Raw genomic sequence first — 14,246 nt, forward strand, 5'->3', positions numbered from 1 at the left:
GAAATGCGAGGCGCCAGTCTAGAGGCGATGAGGCGGGCAGAGGGATGAAGAATCCGGGTTCAGGTTATCGACGGTATCGATGGATTGCGCTGTGCCCACAGCCGCTCGGCCTCGGCAAATGCCGCGTCCCGGTCGTGGCCCAGGCCGCGCAGGGCGAGCGCCATAGTGGCCGTGACAGCTAACTGGCCGTAGCTGTCGTCCCGGCTTCCGTGCCATAGGCCCAGCAGTTGGTCGACGGCCAGGCGCTCAGGCTTCACATGGCGCAGTGCGAAAAGCGCCGGCCATTCCTCGTCCCATACCTCGCCATCGCGGGTACCGAACAGGGTGCAGGCGCTGTCGGGGTTGACCTCGATCTCGCCGCCTTCGCCCTTGATCACCACCGAGGTGTCGCCCAGCAAGCGGCTCGCCTCGCGATGTACGGCCTGGTAGCCCGGGTGGAAGATGCTCTGCAGGCTGCAGCGGGCCTGGAGCGGGTTCAGTACGCGTGCGAGTGAGTGGATGGGCGAGCGCAGCCCGAGCACGTTGCGCAGGTCGATCATCCGTTGCAGGCGCGGCGCCCAGGCCCCCAGGGCAATGAAGGCGATGTTGTGACGGGTCAGTGCGGCTTCGACAGCCGACCAGTCTGCGCAGTCGGGAATGCCCAGACACTCCAGGTACTGTTCCGTATAGACCCGTCCCGCCGTGTGCAAGCCGCCACCGTGCAGCAGGATGCGGTACCCACCCTGGGCCAGGGCCTTGGCCGCCAGCAGGAACCAGGGGTGATGGCGCTTCTTGCCCGCATAGCTGGGCCAATCCAGGTCGATTGGCAGGCGAGGGGCATTATTGCGTGCACGGAAGGCTTCGGTGAAACCCGCCAGCTCTTCGGCGCTTTCCTCCTTGTGCCGCAGCAGCATCAGGAAGGCGCCGAGCTGGGCCTCTTCCACTTCGCCGTCCAGCAGCATGCCCATGGCATCGCGAGCTTCTTCCCGGGTCAGGCCACGGGCGCCGCGTTTGCCTTTGCCGAGGATGCGGACGAACTGGGCGAACGGGTGTTCGGTCGGGGCTGCGGGCGTCATAGGCAATTCGTCGGTCGGGGCAGGCCGGCGAGCTTGGCGGCAAGCTTGGCGGGAGCGCCCTTGAAGAGGTGATTGAGGTGCAGGCTGTTGCCCTTTTCCGGGCCCAGCTTCTGGGCGACGTACTTGATCAGCGGGCGATTGGCCGGTGACAGCTGGAACTCGTCGTAGAAGGCGCGCAACAGTTCGAGGATTTCCCAATGGGCTGGTGTCAGTACCAGTTCCTCCCTGCTGGCCAGCGCTTCGGCGACGGCAGGGCTCCAGTCGGAGAGGTTTTCCAGGTAGCCGTCCTTGTCCAGTGCAAGGTTGCGGCCGTCATGCTCCAGAGTGTTCATAGCCAGCTGTTCACCTTGTCGTAGTCCAGGCACAGCGCCACGAAGCGCGGGTAGTCCAAAGCGGTGCAATGGTTGGGGAGGTCGGTCAGGGCGCGGGCCAAAATGTCTTCCTCCAGGGCGAACAGCGCCACCTGGGCAGGGAGCTGGTCCAGCTTCAGCCTGGGGGCGGAGCCTTGGCGCAGGGCCTGGACTGCCTCACCCGTCAGCAGCAGGGCATCGCCCGGTCCGAGCACGCGCAGGCAACTGGCAAAGCGGCTGTCGCCGAACGGTGAGTGGGAAAGGATATGCAGCGTACTCATCAGAGGGTCACCACCAGGTCATGGCGCGCGATGAGGGCGCGCAGCGCCTCGTCATCCAGTGGCTGGGCAGGCAGGGCCAGGTGCGAAGTATCCAGCCCGCGCTCCTGCAGGCTGTAGGCGCAGGCGAACAGATCCTCGACCCCGAACAGCGGCAAGGCCTGCAGATTGGCACTGAGGTCTTTCTGCTGAATATGGTGGGGAGCTTGGTCAGGCGTCAGTTGGTAGATGCCGTCATCCATGAACAGCATGGCCAGCGGCAGATCGAAGGCTCCGCCGGCCAGCGCGATATCCAGCGCCTCGCGGGCGCTGGGGCCAGAGCCTGGCGCGCGACGGCTGATGATGAGCATGGACTTGGCCATCAGTCCCCCCCGAAGCAGACCAGCCGGTCTGCCAGTTGAGCGGCCTCGTGCAACTGCCCGAGGCCGGAAAGTGTCCATCCACCCGCCAGGTTGGTCGCCTCTCGGCTGTAGCGCGCCGCCTCCTCGGCATTCAGCACGCCCCGGCGCAACGCAGCGGCGATGCACACCACGCCGTCCAGTTGATGAGCCGCGACCAGCGCCTGCCATTCCCGCGCCGTATCGGTTTCATCCTGCGGTGCGACGATGTTGGCCGAGGCGCTGTGCACGCCGTCCTGGTAGAAGAACAACCGCACCACTTCATGGCCGGCCGCGAGCACGGCTTCGGTGAAGCGCAGTGCCCGGCGAGAGGCTGGCGAGTGGGGCGGGGAGAAGAGGGCGATGGCGAATTTCATGGAGCAGATCGTCTTGAATGCAGGGCGCCATGATAAGGCTTGGGCCGTCGTTTTGCAGGCAAGAAAAAGCCCGCCGAAGCGGGCTTTCCTTGAGGCTGCGGGATCAGTCGTCGCCGCTCATCACACCGAATATCTGCAGCAGGCTGACGAACAGGTTGTAGATCGACACGTACAGGCTGATGGTCGCCATGATGTAGTTGCGCTCGCCGCCATGGATGATCGCACTGGTCTGGAACAGGATGCAGACCGAGGAGAACACCACGAAGCCAGCGCTGATCGCCAGTTGCAGGCCGCTGATGTCGAAGAAGAAGCTGGCCAGCATGGCGCCGATCAGGACGAAGAACCCGGCGGTGATGAAGCCGCCCAGGAAGCTCATGTCCTTGCGGGTGGTCAGCACATAGGCTGACAGGCCGAAGAACACCAGCGCCGTCATGGCGAACGCCGAGGCTACCACTTCACCGCCATTGGGCATGCCCAGGTAGCGGTTGAGGATGGGGCCGAGGGTGTAGCCCATGAAGCCGGTCAGGGCGAAGGTGGACAGCAGGCCCCAGGCGGAATTGCGCAGTTTCACGGTCAGGAAGAACAGACCGTAGAAGCCCAGCAGCACCACGAAGATGCTCGGGTAGCCGACGCGCATCTGCTGCGCGACGTAGGCGACCAGGCCGCTGAAGGCCAGGGTCAGCGCCAGAAGGCCATAGGTGTTGCGCAGCACCCGGCTGACTTCGAGGTCGCCGGCCTGCGCCTGGCTGATTGCGTAATCGTGATCGCTCATTTGCATGACTCCTGCAAGTTTGTAAGGTCCGTGACCGCAGTCGGGCGAAATGATAACAGAGCGCACGAACGTCCCACGTGACAGAGTTTGACAGCGTGTTGCGTTCGGGTACTATTGCCGCCCGCAAATGCGGAAGTGTGGCCGAGTGGTTGAAGGCAGCGGTCTTGAAAACCGCCGATGGGAAACTATCCGTGAGTTCGAATCTCACCGCTTCCGCCATATTCAAAGCCCTGATTTATCAGGGCTTTTTTCATTTCTGGGCGGCGGTATTAGCTGTGTGTTGCCGACCGTTTCCTGCTTGGTGTTCCGAAACTTTTCGGAATGCGTTCCGAAACTCTGACTATTTCGAGGGCTTGGCGATGGCGCCTCGCCGCACGTAAACGGTCTTGGTGATCTCCTCCTCGGTGTGTCCTAGGAGCCGGCTGGCCTCCTTCAGGTCGTTGATTTCGGTAGCAGTCTTCGGCCGGATGTCCTTGAGCTGGGATTCACGGATCAGCGCCTCCAGCTCCGGGGCGTCGGCCTCGATCACGGCTTTCTGAGTAGCCTCGCGCACTGCCTTCCACCGGTTCTGTAGCATGCAAAGGCTGTCGGCCCCTTCATCGCGCGCCAGGATTAGGGCAACCAGCACGCCCATGCTTGTCAGCACCCCGTCGATTCTCATCACGCACACCTTGTGTCCCTTGATTGACCTCGAAGTAGTCGTCGTCGATATCGGTTTCTGCATCGTGATGACGTCGTCCGATGAGATAGGCGACGCCCATTGCATCCCGGGGCTCCGGAACAGCTCTGGCATGCTCGGACACTAGCGTTTCTATAGATGTCCCCATGCTTCATGCGCCCGGACTTTCTCGATGGCCCGGTGGTGGACGCCGAAGCGCTGGCCCAGCTGGTGAGTGGTGAGGCGGCAGCCGATGGCGCGGTGTAGTGGTGTGGAGTTAGGCTTCGTGGACCGGCTCGGAGCCGGCACAAGGAGCGAGTGATGAGCGACGAAGAAAAGAAGCAGGAAGAACAGGAAGAGGTGGAGCAGGAAAGCCTTGATGAGGCGGCTCGCTCGCCGTCTGGTTTCAAGGAAACTCTCGACCGTATCGCGCCGACCGCACCGCCATACATTGGCGGGATTAACAAGCACTGAGCTCACGGAGGAGCACGATGAAATTTGCGATTGGGATGCTGTGTGCCGCACTTGTAGGCACTGCAAGCGCGGAGGAGATTTTGGTTCGAGCTGAGAGAGGTCATCAGTGCGTCGGTGATGAGTTCCAGTTGAATGATGTTTCCGAGCTGGTTTACCTGGAGAGAAGCTGCGAGTTACAGGTTTCGCGTGCAGCGGAGAAGCATGCCTATGTCTCCCGCAGCGGGGGCTCCGAGGTCAGGGGCTGCTGGCTCAAGCTCTCTGATGGAAACTATTCGGTGATGGAAGAGACAGGGGGTCAGCAACTGCTCAATGCGCTCGCATATGCGCAGGCGAAGACTACGTCATCCTCCACCGCCAAGATCGTCCGCACACCTGTGAAGGAGCCTGACTGCCCCTGACTGCACCAGCTGGTCCGGTCCTGCTCTTTGGTGTCGTTGAGTATGTTGCGCTTGGCTGTCTCGGTCGTGGTGCCTCAACTCTTCCTCATCCCGCTGACGCCGATGCCCAGGCGTTGTTGCTGATCGCTGCTGCCATGTCATTGCCCTCAGCTTGCTTCTCCTGGTGCAGGGCCACCAGCTCGCTCATCGCCTGCTTTGTGTCGCCATGGGGCCGGCGAAAGGCGAGGCGGCCGTCCACTCTTTGATGATCAGGGAAGGACGGTCAAGGGAGGGCTGGGTACGGCCGCTAGGGCTTGGATCACGCAGTTCCCAGTGTTCTGATTCGGTAGGAGCGTCAGCGTGTCGGTTGAATTGGACCAGAGGGCTGACAGCGTCACTGGGGTAGTTGAGCAACTGACGCCTGCCGCGTTGATTTTTACTCCCATAAGACTGGCGCTGCTTAAGCTGACTGCCTTCCAGGTCCATGGCAGTCCGCTGGCGCTGACGGTTGAGCAAAGTGGTTGGCCTTCTGTGGAGAAACTAACGCTTGTAATCGTGGCAGTGTCGTCGTTGTTCGTATGGCCGGCTAGCAGCATGCTGCAGGTGAAGGGGGATTTCGACTGAGGCTTTATCGCCAGTACCCCTGGAGCTGCAAAGGTGGCATTTGCAGGATTGAAAGATGTCGCTGACGCATTGAGTGACAGCGCGGAAATCAAGAGAAAAGAGAAAGCACCTGCCGTGAGATTCATGGTTCTTCCCTGTCTACGTTTGGTTTGTGGCCATCGAGTGCGCGGGCCTATCCCTGGAGAGTTTTCTCCTCGGATGCTGCCGTTTGGACTCTAGCTTGCGTCATTCATGGTGCCGCCGATCCAAAGGCGGGTAGCTGGCTGCGCAGTTTGGAGGCGTTTTGTGCAGGGGTAGCGCATTAGGTGGCTTGAACGGCGGCGCCTCGTCCCGGGTAACTGCTGTCCTGGATAGCTCTGGAATGAGAAAGGCGCCCTACAGGCGCCTTTCGCTTTTTGTGCTTCAGGTTTGCTTTTCCGGGCTTCAAGTCTCTGATAGAGACGCTTGGCAGGTAACGGATGAAACTGATTTGTCAGCCTTTCGGGCTGTTTTTCGCCTCGTTCTGAGCGGCCTCGTAGAGCCGGGCGGCATCTTCGGCGAGGTACTCCAGGCAGGCGAATGCGCCGCCCAGCAGTTCGGGTGATGGTGTGCCGTGGTCGGGAATGTTGGACAGGAAGCCGAGCATGCCGAGCAAGGCGCGTTGGCGCACAGAGGCCGCTTCGTAGAGGGTCAGGTGATGGAGATCGTTTTTGTAGAACGAACTGAGGTTTGCAGAAGTCATGGTTGTTCTCGATGGGTCGACTGACCGCCTCCTGACGCCAATCAGGGTGGAGCGGGCCATGCAGGTTGGCGTAACCGTCGAGAACGAACGGTGCATCCGAAGATGCCCTGCACGGCACGCCCCATAACGCGGGTGCAGCCATGCAAGGTGCCTGAACAACGTTCATGCACCTGTCCTCGTTCGGGACGCCAATCCCGGCTGCCCAGGTTGGGCAGCGCGGCAACGTTAGGGCGTGGGAAGGAGGGTGTCAATCGGCAGTGGCTCGGGTCCATCGGGGCGTTGCGGGTTTTCTTTTCAAGCGTCGATGACGTAGCTCTCGATGTGCTTCCAGCCCCTTCAATTACTGCGTCCTGGCTTTTCGGTGGCGTTCTCGAGGTTGCGGCTCCACCAGTACCGTACGGCGCTGACGCTTGCCGGCTGGGCACCGCTGGCTCTTTTGTGGTTGCGCTTCCAGTGGCTTTGCTCTGCTTTTTGGCGGTCGTGATTTTTGGGGGGGCGCCGGTCTCTTTATTTCCTAAAGCGCGATGGCATCGCGATAGGCGATTTCTGTACCTGGCGCTTCGGCAGTTTCCGGTCTGCCCGTAGCCGGTCGTCAAGGCGCCTGACTCGCCCTGTCAGGCCGTCCTACGCTGAAGTTCCGGAGGTGATTTTCCCTTTGGTGAGGGCGCCCGCTGCGGCGGACTCCTCCGGTGTTGATAGGCGGACTCGATTGTCAGTCCTTGCTGCTTATGTTTTCCTGGCGCTTGTGATTTGACGGTGGCGGTCGCGCTAGGTCTGAGCGCTCCGACTTGCTAATGTATCGGCCTTTCCATGTGACGCTCCCCAGTTTGGCGGGCGGTGCACTGCGAGGTGTCGCTTGATTAGGGTACTGGTGGTCGATGACCACGATCTGGTTAGAACAGGCATCAGCCGCATGCTCTCGGACATCGATGGGCTGCAGGTGGTGGGGCAGGCCGAGAGCGGCGAGGAAGCGCTGAAGAAGGCGCGCGAGCTCAAGCCCGACGTGGTGCTGATGGATGTGAAGATGCCCGGCATCGGCGGTCTCGAGGCGACCCGCAAGCTGCTGCGCAGCTACCCCGATCTGAAGGTGGTGGCGGTGACGGTGTGCGAAGAGGATCCGTTTCCGACCCGGCTGCTGCAGGCCGGTGCGGCGGGCTACCTCACCAAGGGCGCTGCGCTTGAGGAGATGGTCCAGGCGATTCGCCAGGTCTTCGCCGGGCAGCGCTACATCTGCCCGCAGATTGCCCAGCAGTTGGCGCTGAAGTCCTTCCAGCCGCAGACGAGTGGTTCGCCGTTCGACCTGTTGTCGGAGCGGGAAATTCAGATCGCGCTGATGATCGCCAACTGCCAGAAGGTCCAGACCATTTCCGACAAGCTGTGCCTGTCGCCGAAGACGGTGAACACGTACCGCTACCGGATCTTCGACAAGCTCTCCATCTCCAGCGATGTCGAGCTGGCTCTGCTGGCGGTTCGCCACGGCATGGTGGACGCCGTCAGCTGATGCAACCCACATTTGATGCAAGTGATTTTCTTGCCGCCTGCAGTGGGCGTCCGGGGGTTTACCGGATGTTCGACGAGGGCGGCAAGCTGCTTTATGTCGGCAAGGCCAAGAACCTCAAGAAGCGCCTCGCCAGCTACTTCCGCAAGACCGGTCTGGCGCCCAAGACGGCTGCCCTGGTGGCCCGCATCGCGCAGGTCGAGACCACCATCACCGCCAACGAGACGGAAGCGCTGCTGCTGGAGCAGACGCTCATCAAGGAATGGCGGCCGCCTTACAACATCCTGCTGCGGGACGATAAGTCCTATCCCTATGTGCACCTCTCCGATGGCGAGTTCCCGCGGCTGAGCATCCATCGCGGGGCGAAGAAGCAGAAGGGGCGCTACTTCGGGCCTTACCCGAGTGCGGGGGCCATCCGTGAAAGCCTGAACCTGCTGCAGAAGGCGTTTCTCGTGCGCCAGTGCGAGGACAGCTACTTCCGCAACCGCACCCGGCCATGCCTGCAATACCAGATCAAGCGCTGCAAAGGACCGTGTGTCGGCCTGGTGGAGGCGAACGAGTACGCCGAGGACGTGCGCCACTCCGTGATGTTCCTGGAAGGGCGGAGCAATGCCCTGGCGGCCGAGCTGACCAGCAGCATGGAGCAGGCGGCGATGAACCTGGAGTTCGAGCGGGCTGCCGAGTTGCGCGACCAGGTGTCGATGCTGCGGCGCGTGCAGGACCAGCAGAGCATCGAGGGGGGCACTGGCGACGTCGATGTGGTCGCCGCCATCGTCAACCCAGGCGGCGCCTGTGTGCACCTCATTAGCGTCCGGGGTGGGCGCGTGCTGGGCAGCAAGAATTTCTTCCCCCAGGTGGCGATCGAGGAAGAAGTGGGGGACGTGCTGGTGGCCTTCATTGCGCAGTACTACCTGGGCAGCCATGAGCGCGATCTGCCGCAGGAGCTGATCGTCAATACCATCCACGAGGATTTCCCGACGCTGATCGAGGCCATCGCCGAATCGCGCGGGCGCGAACTCAGCATCAGCCACCGGGTACGGACCAACCGCGCTCGCTGGCAGCAACTGGCAGTCACCAACGCCGAGCAGGCCCTTGCTGCACGCTTGGCCAACCGCCAGCACATGGCGGACAAGTTCGAAGCGCTCGGCGAGGTGCTCGGCCTGGCCGAGCCGCCGCAGCGGCTGGAGTGCTACGACATCAGCCATTCCAGCGGCGAGGCGACCGTGGCGTCCTGCGTGGTGTTTGGCCCGGAAGGGGCGCTCAAGTCCGACTACCGTCGCTACAACATCGAGGGCGTGACCGCCGGCGACGACTATGCGGCGATGCACCAGGCGCTGACCCGACGCTTCAGCAAGTTGAAGGATGGAGAGGGCAAGCTGCCGGACGTGCTGCTGGTGGATGGCGGCAAAGGCCAGCTGGCCATGGCGCGGGAGGTGTTGCAGGAGCTGGCAGTGCCGGAACTCATCCTGCTCGGCGTGGCCAAGGGCGTGACCCGCAAGCCGGGCTTCGAGACGCTTTACCTCAATGGCCCGGAGAATGAGTTCACCCTGCCGGCCGACGCGCCTGCGCTGCACCTGATCCAGCAGATTCGCGATGAGGCACACCGCTTTGCCATCACCGGCCACCGTGCACGACGCGGCAAGGCCCGTCGGACCTCCAGTCTGGAGGAGGTGGCGGGAGTAGGGCCGAAGCGTCGGCGCGAGCTGCTCAAGCATTTCGGTGGGTTGCAGGAATTGAGCCGCGCCAGTATCGAGGAGATCGCCAAGGCACCTGGCATCAGCAAAAAGCTCGCCGAGTCGATTTATGCGGCCCTGCACAGCGAGTAGAATGCCTCCTCTTTTTCGGTCTTGCTGTGACGATGAATATTCCAAACCTGCTCACCGTTCTGCGTGTTCTGCTGATCCCCGTCTTCATCCTGCTGTTCTATCTTCCGTTTTCGGGGAGCCACATGGCCGCAAGCGCGGTGTTCGCCATCGCGGCGGTCACCGACTGGTTCGATGGTTACCTGGCGCGTCGCTGGGAGCAGAGCACCCCGTTCGGGGCCTTCCTCGATCCGGTGGCGGACAAGCTGATGGTGGCGGTGGCGCTGGTGCTGCTGGTCGAGGAGCACCACACGCTGTGGCTGACCTTGCCGGCGGCCATCATCATCGGGCGGGAGATCGTGGTCTCGGCGCTGCGGGAATGGATGGCGGAGCTGGGCGCGCGTGCCCAGGTCGCGGTCTCCAACCTCGGCAAGTGGAAGACGGCGGCGCAGATGCTGGCGCTGGTCATCCTGCTGGCCAATCCGCCGGTGGTGAGCTTCTGGGTGGTGCTCGGCTTCCTGCTGCTGATCATCGCCGCCGCGCTGACACTGTGGTCGATGCTGCATTACCTGCTGGCCGCCTGGCCGCACCTGAGCACTGAGCCGAAAGATAAATAAACTTTTTTGAATCAAGGGGTTGACGGCTGCTAACGATCCTATAGAATGGCGCCCGTCACCAAGACAAAGCGGGAATAGCTCAGTTGGTAGAGCACGACCTTGCCAAGGTCGGGGTCGCGAGTTCGAGTCTCGTTTCCCGCTCCAGATTGTCATGAAGACGCCGCCTCAAAGCGGCGTCTTCATTTAAGGCCGGATGGCAGAGTGGTCATGCAGCGGATTGCAAATCCGTGTACGCCGGTTCGATTCCGACTTCGGCCTCCATATGAGAAGCCCCGTAGATTCACGTCTACGGGGCTTTTTCATTTCCGCAGCGTGTTGGCGTCCTCATTGTGGCTGGGCTTTTTTGCTGTCCGGTCATGGACTTGCGGATGCTTGCGTGCGGGGGAGGGGGTGTATATATTCCTGCCCTCGCAAAAAACGGGGCTTGGCTCCGTATTGCATTGAGCGCTACCGCCCGAATGGCGAAATCGGTAGACGCAAGGGACTTAAAATCCCTCGCTGGCAACAGCGTGCCGGTTCGACCCCGGCTTCGGGCACCATATAAATCAAGGGCTTGCACGATTCTTTCGGGCAGGCCCTTGTTGTTTCTGGCTCCGCAACTTGCGGAGCGGTCCGCACTTCTTGGTGCCCCTCTGATGTGAAAAGGCCCTGTGCTTATACTCCCGGCCTTCCGATACACGACAGGGATGTGAGTCATGCGGGATTTCGTCAAGGCACGAAGCCTGGATATCGCCATCGGCGTGATCTTTGTGGCCGTATTTGTAGCGCTGATCGGTTTCAGGGGTGACGTGCTGTTCGTCGGCCTCTGGTATTACCTGGTGGTCATCGGTGGCACGTTTTTCGCCGCGTTGCTGGTCAATCCCAGACCACGGTTCGCTGGAGGTGCCGTCCTGGCTGCGGGGCTTAGCCTCTTGTTCTATGTCCGGGCCAACTGGCACCCCGTTCATACGAACGATCTGTTGGCGCTCGGTCACCTGTTCTCGTTGCCTGGTGCTGCCGTCGGGGTTCTGGTGTTCGGAATCGTGAGCCGGCTGTGCAGCTGGCGGCGGGAGTCCTGGTTGTTTTGTGGCGGGTTGCTGGGGTTCTTGCTGGGCTTTGCCGTTGGCCAGGTCTACATATGCAGCACAGCTCTGTCCTGCGATGTGCTGCTGAATTGACGCGTGCTCACTCCGCTTCACCCAGGCTCTTCACATAGGCCGCGAACATGTCGCTCAACGCCCCGATCAGTTCGGCGCGGGTGAGCGGTGGGCGAGGGTGGCTCATGAAGCGGATGATGGTCATCAACGCGCTGTTGATGACCACGTAGAAGGTGGGCAGCGGGTTCTCGATGGGGATTTCCCGCAGGTGGCGCAGCAGGTAGAGGCGGCAGAAATCGAAGAGGTGCTGCTCCATCTTGTCGACCACCTTCAGCGTGCGCAGGTCCTGCCAGTGCCGTGCGAGTTCCAGGTGCAGGCTGGCGTTGCGGTCGAGGAATGCGAATACCGCCTGCAGCAGCCGCTCCACCGCAGCGTGAACGTCGTCCGCCAGCAAGGCCGAGGCGTTGTCGCGGATGACGCCCACCAGGTCCTGGCTCATCCGGTCCAGTAGCGCCTCGACCAGCGCCTCCTTGCAGTCGAAGTACTGATAGAGCGAACCGACACTGACCCCGGCCTCGGCGGCGATGAGGTTGGTGCTCAGGCGTGGCAGGCCTTCGCGGGCGATGACCCGGGCGCAAGCCTCCACCAGGTCGGCGACCATCTGTTGCGAGCGTTGCTGGCGGGGCTGCTTGCGCATGGCGGGCTCCGGACGCGAATTGAATGCGAGCGGATAGTCGCATTAGCGTGAAGGCGTTTCCAAGCACCTGCCGGAGCCGCCTTCATGCACGCACCTGACACCGCTCAACCCGCCCAGCCGAGCCCCTTGGGGCCGGATTCCCTGACCTGGCGCTACTTCGGTGACCTGCGTGGCCTGCTGCTGATCGGTCGCACCGGCATCCTGCAGAACATGCATCCGGGGTTGGCTGCCGGCGTGCTCCAGCATTCCGACCTGTTCGCCAACCCCTGGAACCGCTTGCTGCGCTCCATCCCGCCCATCCTCGGCGTGGTCTACGACGGTGAGCTGGCTGCCGGTACCGCGCGCCAGGTGTGCGCCTTCCACCGCGATATCAAGGGCCGGGACGGGCAGGGACGCCCCTATCACGCCCTCAGCCCCGAGCTGTTCTACTGGGCCCACGCCACCTTCTTCGAAGCGCAGATCGCCCTGCAGGAATGGCTCGGCACGCCCCTGGACGAACAGCAATGCGAGCGCCTCTACCAGGAGTCCGTCCACTGGTACGCCCTCTACGGCCTGCCGATGGGGGAGGTGCCGGAGAACTACGCGGCATTCCGGGTGTACTGGCAGCAGATGCTGGAGCAGCGCCTGCAGGCGACGGAGATCACCGCCTGGTACTTCGGTTCGACCGGGCGCTTGCCCGCGCCCTATCCCTGGATGCGCGGCCCGTTGTGGTGGTGCCTGCAACCCCTGCTGGTGGGTGGCGTGCGCTGGGTGGCGCGGGGCACCTTGCCGCCTGTACTGCGGGAGCGCCTGGGGCTGCGGTGGACCGAATGGGACCAGCGCCGGTTGCGGTTGCTTGCCGGCTTCCTGCGGCTGGCCTGGCCCGTGCTGCCCCGGGAATGGGGCTATTTCCCCCGGGCGCGGCGTGCGATGCGGCGTGCCCGCCGGGCTACCACTGGAGGGCACCCGGCCCCCCGGACTTGACGGCCACGGCGTGCAGCGGACAATTCGACCTCCCGTTTCGCGGCCAGGCAGTCCCGGCCGTCGCACTGAGCAGTGAGGTGCCCCCATGCTTCCATCCCCGATCCCCCGTGGCAGCGCGCAGCGCTTTCACTTGCGCAAGGTGCGTGGACGTGTCGGGCTGGGCCTGGTGGCCGGGCTTTCCGTGCTGGCGGGGATGACCGACGCCATCGGTTTTCTCGCCACCGGCGACTTCGTCTCCTTCATGAGCGGCAACACCACGCGGATGGCCGTGTCCCTGAGCGAGGGGCACCTCGCCGCCTTCGGGCGCCTGGCCCTGGCGGTGCTCTGCTTCGTGCTGGGCAACGCGTTCGGGGTCGTGGTCGCGCGTTTTTCCGGTCGCCGCGCCGCGCCGCTGCTGGCGGTGATCGCCACGCTCCTGGCCATTGCCGCCCTCTGGCCCTTTGCCTGGCGAGTGCCGGCGGTGGTGCTGTCGATCCTGGCCATGGGCATGCTCAACGCCGTGGTCGAGCAGGTGAACGGCCTGCCCATCGGGCTCACCTACGTCACGGGCGCCTTGTCGCGTTTCGGTCGGGGGCTCGGCCGCTGGCTGCTGGGCGAGCGGCGGGAAGGGTGGCGGGTCCAGCTGGTGCCCTGGGGCGGGATGCTGGCGGGCGCTGTGCTGGGCGCATTCCTGGAGTTCCGCATGGGCCTGTTGGCGCTCACCTTCAGCGCCGGGCTCGCGGCACTGCTGGCCATTGCCTCGTTGTGGGTGCCGCGTCCCTGGCAGCGGGGCTACATGCCCCGCTGAACGGCGCTCAGGCCGTCATCTTGCGCGGATGGGGCACGCCGGCCTGGATGCGCTCATACACCTCCTTGCGGTGCACGGCGACGTTCTTGGGCGCGACGATGCCGAACTTCACCTGGTGGCCGTGGATGCTGATCACCTCCAGGGTGATGCCGCCTTCGATGACGAAACGTTCGCCGACGGAACGGATGAGGAGCTGCATATCAGGCTCTCCTGACGGGAATCGGTTGCGAGGGTCGCTGCGGCAGTTCGCGGCGACAGCGGGCTTGAACACCTGACCTTCGCTGGCCCGATCAAGTTCCACCCGGTGAACCCCGCCAGGCGACGCACGGTCGAACGGTGCACGGCAGCGGATGGTCTAGCCTGAGACTGCCTGAAGGAACCAGGAGACGTGGAATGGACACCCGTGAACAGCATCTGATCCGCCTGCTCGGCCTCACCACCCGCAGCCTCACCCACCTGTCGGCCGCCATGACCGAAATGTCCTTCGAACTGATGCGCAGCGAGGATGACGCAGCGCGCCAGGCCGGACGCCGCATGATCGACCACCTCGCCGCCATCAGCGCCGGCCTCGACGAGCACTGGCAAGCCCTGGGCGACTTCGGCGGCGGCCCGCCGGAAGAGCCGGTGGAAGGCCTGGTCGAAGTCGAGCTGCAGCCCGTCGACGAGGGCGGCTCCGGATAACCTCGCCGTCACCTCGCTGTCACGCCCCTGCCACCGGAGTCCGTTGCAATCCCTGCAACGAC

20 protein-coding genes and 4 tRNA genes are annotated in these 14,246 nt (G+C 63.2%); 14 read left to right on the forward strand and 10 right to left on the reverse strand.

Annotated features, from left to right (window positions below; genetic code table 11):
- Positions 1-59: 59 nt before the first annotated feature.
- From SZ55_RS12905 to SZ55_RS12930, 6 genes are all read right to left on the reverse strand, one after another.
- Complete coding sequence (locus tag SZ55_RS12905; RefSeq protein WP_044406351.1) at positions 60-1,055, reverse strand: glycosyl transferase family protein; 996 nt, start codon at positions 1,053-1,055, stop codon at positions 60-62.
- Complete coding sequence (locus SZ55_RS12910; RefSeq protein WP_044406354.1) at positions 1,052-1,387, reverse strand: TusE/DsrC/DsvC family sulfur relay protein; 336 nt, start codon at positions 1,385-1,387, stop codon at positions 1,052-1,054. The genes SZ55_RS12905 and SZ55_RS12910 overlap by 4 nt, the downstream gene beginning before the upstream one ends.
- Positions 1,384-1,686 (reverse strand): sulfurtransferase complex subunit TusB, encoded by a 303-nt coding sequence (gene tusB, locus SZ55_RS12915; protein WP_044406357.1) that lies wholly within the window; start codon positions 1,684-1,686, stop codon positions 1,384-1,386. Before tusB ends, SZ55_RS12910 begins: the two co-directional genes overlap by 4 nt.
- Positions 1,686-2,045, reverse strand: coding sequence for a sulfurtransferase complex subunit TusC (tusC, locus tag SZ55_RS12920; protein ID WP_044406363.1), 360 nt, complete (start codon positions 2,043-2,045; stop codon positions 1,686-1,688). Before tusC ends, tusB begins: the two co-directional genes overlap by 1 nt.
- Positions 2,045-2,437 carry a sulfurtransferase complex subunit TusD gene (gene tusD / locus SZ55_RS12925; RefSeq protein ID WP_044406367.1) on the reverse strand — a complete coding sequence of 131 codons (393 nt, stop codon included), beginning with the start codon at positions 2,435-2,437 and terminating at the stop codon, positions 2,045-2,047. The genes tusC and tusD overlap by 1 nt, the downstream gene beginning before the upstream one ends.
- Before the next feature lie 103 nt (positions 2,438-2,540).
- The gene (locus SZ55_RS12930; RefSeq protein ID WP_044406370.1) at positions 2,541-3,209 is read right to left on the reverse strand and encodes a Bax inhibitor-1/YccA family protein; all 669 of its coding nucleotides are present in this window, start codon (positions 3,207-3,209) and stop codon (positions 2,541-2,543) included.
- 131 nt (positions 3,210-3,340) lie between these two features.
- Here SZ55_RS12930 and SZ55_RS12935 point away from each other — a divergent pair.
- A tRNA-Ser gene (locus tag SZ55_RS12935) sits at positions 3,341-3,428 on the forward strand.
- Between the two features lie 121 nt (positions 3,429-3,549).
- On the opposite strand, the gene SZ55_RS12940 is transcribed toward SZ55_RS12935, so the two are convergent.
- Positions 3,550-3,870: a hypothetical protein gene (locus tag SZ55_RS12940; protein WP_152644479.1), complete on the reverse strand. Its 321-nt coding sequence runs from the start codon at positions 3,868-3,870 to the stop codon at positions 3,550-3,552.
- A 318-nt stretch (positions 3,871-4,188) separates the two neighbouring features.
- On the opposite strand from SZ55_RS12940, the gene SZ55_RS28300 reads away from it, so the two are divergent.
- The 3 genes from SZ55_RS28300 (at position 4,189) to SZ55_RS12950 (ending at position 5,342) form a co-directional block, all read left to right on the forward strand.
- Entirely contained in the window at positions 4,189-4,341 is a 153-nt protein-coding gene (locus tag SZ55_RS28300) for a hypothetical protein (RefSeq protein WP_160298838.1), read from the forward strand.
- A 17-nt stretch (positions 4,342-4,358) separates the two neighbouring features.
- Positions 4,359-4,739, forward strand: coding sequence for a hypothetical protein (locus tag SZ55_RS12945; RefSeq protein WP_044406373.1), 381 nt, complete (start codon positions 4,359-4,361; stop codon positions 4,737-4,739).
- Between the two features lie 339 nt (positions 4,740-5,078).
- On the forward strand, positions 5,079-5,342 hold the full coding sequence (locus SZ55_RS12950) for a hypothetical protein (RefSeq protein WP_044406375.1): 264 nt from the start codon (positions 5,079-5,081) through the stop codon (positions 5,340-5,342).
- Between the two features lie 472 nt (positions 5,343-5,814).
- On the opposite strand, the gene SZ55_RS12955 is transcribed toward SZ55_RS12950, so the two are convergent.
- Positions 5,815-6,063 (reverse strand): hypothetical protein, encoded by a 249-nt coding sequence (locus SZ55_RS12955; RefSeq protein WP_044406378.1) that lies wholly within the window; start codon positions 6,061-6,063, stop codon positions 5,815-5,817.
- A gap of 856 nt (positions 6,064-6,919) precedes the next feature.
- Between SZ55_RS12955 and gacA the strand changes: the two genes are divergently transcribed.
- The 7 genes from gacA (at position 6,920) to SZ55_RS12990 (ending at position 11,137) form a co-directional block, all read left to right on the forward strand.
- Positions 6,920-7,564 (forward strand): response regulator transcription factor GacA, encoded by a 645-nt coding sequence (gacA, locus tag SZ55_RS12960; RefSeq protein WP_044406381.1) that lies wholly within the window; start codon positions 6,920-6,922, stop codon positions 7,562-7,564.
- Positions 7,564-9,387 (forward strand): excinuclease ABC subunit UvrC, encoded by a 1,824-nt coding sequence (gene uvrC / locus SZ55_RS12965; RefSeq protein ID WP_044406384.1) that lies wholly within the window; start codon positions 7,564-7,566, stop codon positions 9,385-9,387. The genes gacA and uvrC overlap by 1 nt, the downstream gene beginning before the upstream one ends.
- Before the next feature lie 32 nt (positions 9,388-9,419).
- The gene (gene pgsA / locus SZ55_RS12970) at positions 9,420-9,980 is read left to right on the forward strand and encodes a CDP-diacylglycerol--glycerol-3-phosphate 3-phosphatidyltransferase (RefSeq protein ID WP_044406387.1); all 561 of its coding nucleotides are present in this window, start codon (positions 9,420-9,422) and stop codon (positions 9,978-9,980) included.
- A gap of 68 nt (positions 9,981-10,048) precedes the next feature.
- Positions 10,049-10,124: transfer RNA gene (locus SZ55_RS12975), tRNA-Gly, on the forward strand.
- 43 nt (positions 10,125-10,167) lie between these two features.
- Positions 10,168-10,241 (forward strand) — tRNA-Cys (locus SZ55_RS12980).
- A 191-nt stretch (positions 10,242-10,432) separates the two neighbouring features.
- Positions 10,433-10,519, forward strand: a tRNA-Leu gene (locus SZ55_RS12985).
- A 156-nt stretch (positions 10,520-10,675) separates the two neighbouring features.
- The gene (locus SZ55_RS12990; RefSeq protein ID WP_044406388.1) at positions 10,676-11,137 is read left to right on the forward strand and encodes a hypothetical protein; all 462 of its coding nucleotides are present in this window, start codon (positions 10,676-10,678) and stop codon (positions 11,135-11,137) included.
- Positions 11,138-11,144: 7 nt separating this feature from the next.
- Here SZ55_RS12990 and SZ55_RS12995 read toward each other — a convergent pair whose 3' ends face one another.
- A complete protein-coding gene (locus tag SZ55_RS12995) occupies positions 11,145-11,753 on the reverse strand; it encodes a TetR/AcrR family transcriptional regulator (RefSeq protein ID WP_052807594.1) in 609 nt (202 codons plus the stop codon).
- A gap of 84 nt (positions 11,754-11,837) precedes the next feature.
- Here SZ55_RS12995 and SZ55_RS13000 point away from each other — a divergent pair, with 84 nt between their 5' ends.
- Positions 11,838-12,716, forward strand: coding sequence for an oxygenase MpaB family protein (locus SZ55_RS13000; protein WP_052807595.1), 879 nt, complete (start codon positions 11,838-11,840; stop codon positions 12,714-12,716).
- Positions 12,717-12,801: 85 nt separating this feature from the next.
- The gene (locus SZ55_RS13005; RefSeq protein ID WP_044406392.1) at positions 12,802-13,503 is read left to right on the forward strand and encodes a YoaK family protein; all 702 of its coding nucleotides are present in this window, start codon (positions 12,802-12,804) and stop codon (positions 13,501-13,503) included.
- A 7-nt stretch (positions 13,504-13,510) separates the two neighbouring features.
- On the opposite strand, the gene SZ55_RS13010 is transcribed toward SZ55_RS13005, so the two are convergent.
- Entirely contained in the window at positions 13,511-13,702 is a 192-nt protein-coding gene (locus SZ55_RS13010) for a carbon storage regulator (RefSeq protein WP_044406396.1), read from the reverse strand.
- A gap of 194 nt (positions 13,703-13,896) precedes the next feature.
- Between SZ55_RS13010 and SZ55_RS13015 the strand changes: the two genes are divergently transcribed.
- On the forward strand, positions 13,897-14,184 hold the full coding sequence (locus SZ55_RS13015) for a hypothetical protein (RefSeq protein WP_044406399.1): 288 nt from the start codon (positions 13,897-13,899) through the stop codon (positions 14,182-14,184).
- Positions 14,185-14,246 lie beyond the last annotated feature (62 nt).

The sequence above is a fragment of the Pseudomonas sp. FeS53a genome (assembly GCF_000931385.1).
GTDB lineage: Bacteria > Pseudomonadota > Gammaproteobacteria > Pseudomonadales > Pseudomonadaceae > Metapseudomonas > Metapseudomonas otitidis.

Coding starts and splice junctions, on each gene's coding strand:
- SZ55_RS12905 (WP_044406351.1), bottom strand. CDS start 1,055: ATGACGCCCGCAGCCCCGACCGAACACCCGTTCGCCCAGTTCGTCCGC.
- SZ55_RS12910 (WP_044406354.1), bottom strand. CDS start 1,387: ATGAACACTCTGGAGCATGACGGCCGCAACCTTGCACTGGACAAGGAC.
- tusB (WP_044406357.1), bottom strand. CDS start 1,686: ATGAGTACGCTGCATATCCTTTCCCACTCACCGTTCGGCGACAGCCGC.
- tusC (WP_044406363.1), bottom strand. CDS start 2,045: ATGGCCAAGTCCATGCTCATCATCAGCCGTCGCGCGCCAGGCTCTGGC.
- tusD (WP_044406367.1), bottom strand. CDS start 2,437: ATGAAATTCGCCATCGCCCTCTTCTCCCCGCCCCACTCGCCAGCCTCT.
- SZ55_RS12930 (WP_044406370.1), bottom strand. CDS start 3,209: ATGAGCGATCACGATTACGCAATCAGCCAGGCGCAGGCCGGCGACCTC.
- SZ55_RS12940 (WP_152644479.1), bottom strand. CDS start 3,870: ATGAGAATCGACGGGGTGCTGACAAGCATGGGCGTGCTGGTTGCCCTA.
- SZ55_RS28300 (WP_160298838.1), top strand. CDS start 4,189: ATGAGCGACGAAGAAAAGAAGCAGGAAGAACAGGAAGAGGTGGAGCAG.
- SZ55_RS12945 (WP_044406373.1), top strand. CDS start 4,359: ATGAAATTTGCGATTGGGATGCTGTGTGCCGCACTTGTAGGCACTGCA.
- SZ55_RS12955 (WP_044406378.1), bottom strand. CDS start 6,063: ATGACTTCTGCAAACCTCAGTTCGTTCTACAAAAACGATCTCCATCAC.
- uvrC (WP_044406384.1), top strand. CDS start 7,564: ATGCAACCCACATTTGATGCAAGTGATTTTCTTGCCGCCTGCAGTGGG.
- pgsA (WP_044406387.1), top strand. CDS start 9,420: ATGAATATTCCAAACCTGCTCACCGTTCTGCGTGTTCTGCTGATCCCC.
- SZ55_RS12990 (WP_044406388.1), top strand. CDS start 10,676: ATGCGGGATTTCGTCAAGGCACGAAGCCTGGATATCGCCATCGGCGTG.
- SZ55_RS12995 (WP_052807594.1), bottom strand. CDS start 11,753: ATGCGCAAGCAGCCCCGCCAGCAACGCTCGCAACAGATGGTCGCCGAC.
- SZ55_RS13000 (WP_052807595.1), top strand. CDS start 11,838: ATGCACGCACCTGACACCGCTCAACCCGCCCAGCCGAGCCCCTTGGGG.
- SZ55_RS13005 (WP_044406392.1), top strand. CDS start 12,802: ATGCTTCCATCCCCGATCCCCCGTGGCAGCGCGCAGCGCTTTCACTTG.
- SZ55_RS13010 (WP_044406396.1), bottom strand. CDS start 13,702: ATGCAGCTCCTCATCCGTTCCGTCGGCGAACGTTTCGTCATCGAAGGC.
- SZ55_RS13015 (WP_044406399.1), top strand. CDS start 13,897: ATGGACACCCGTGAACAGCATCTGATCCGCCTGCTCGGCCTCACCACC.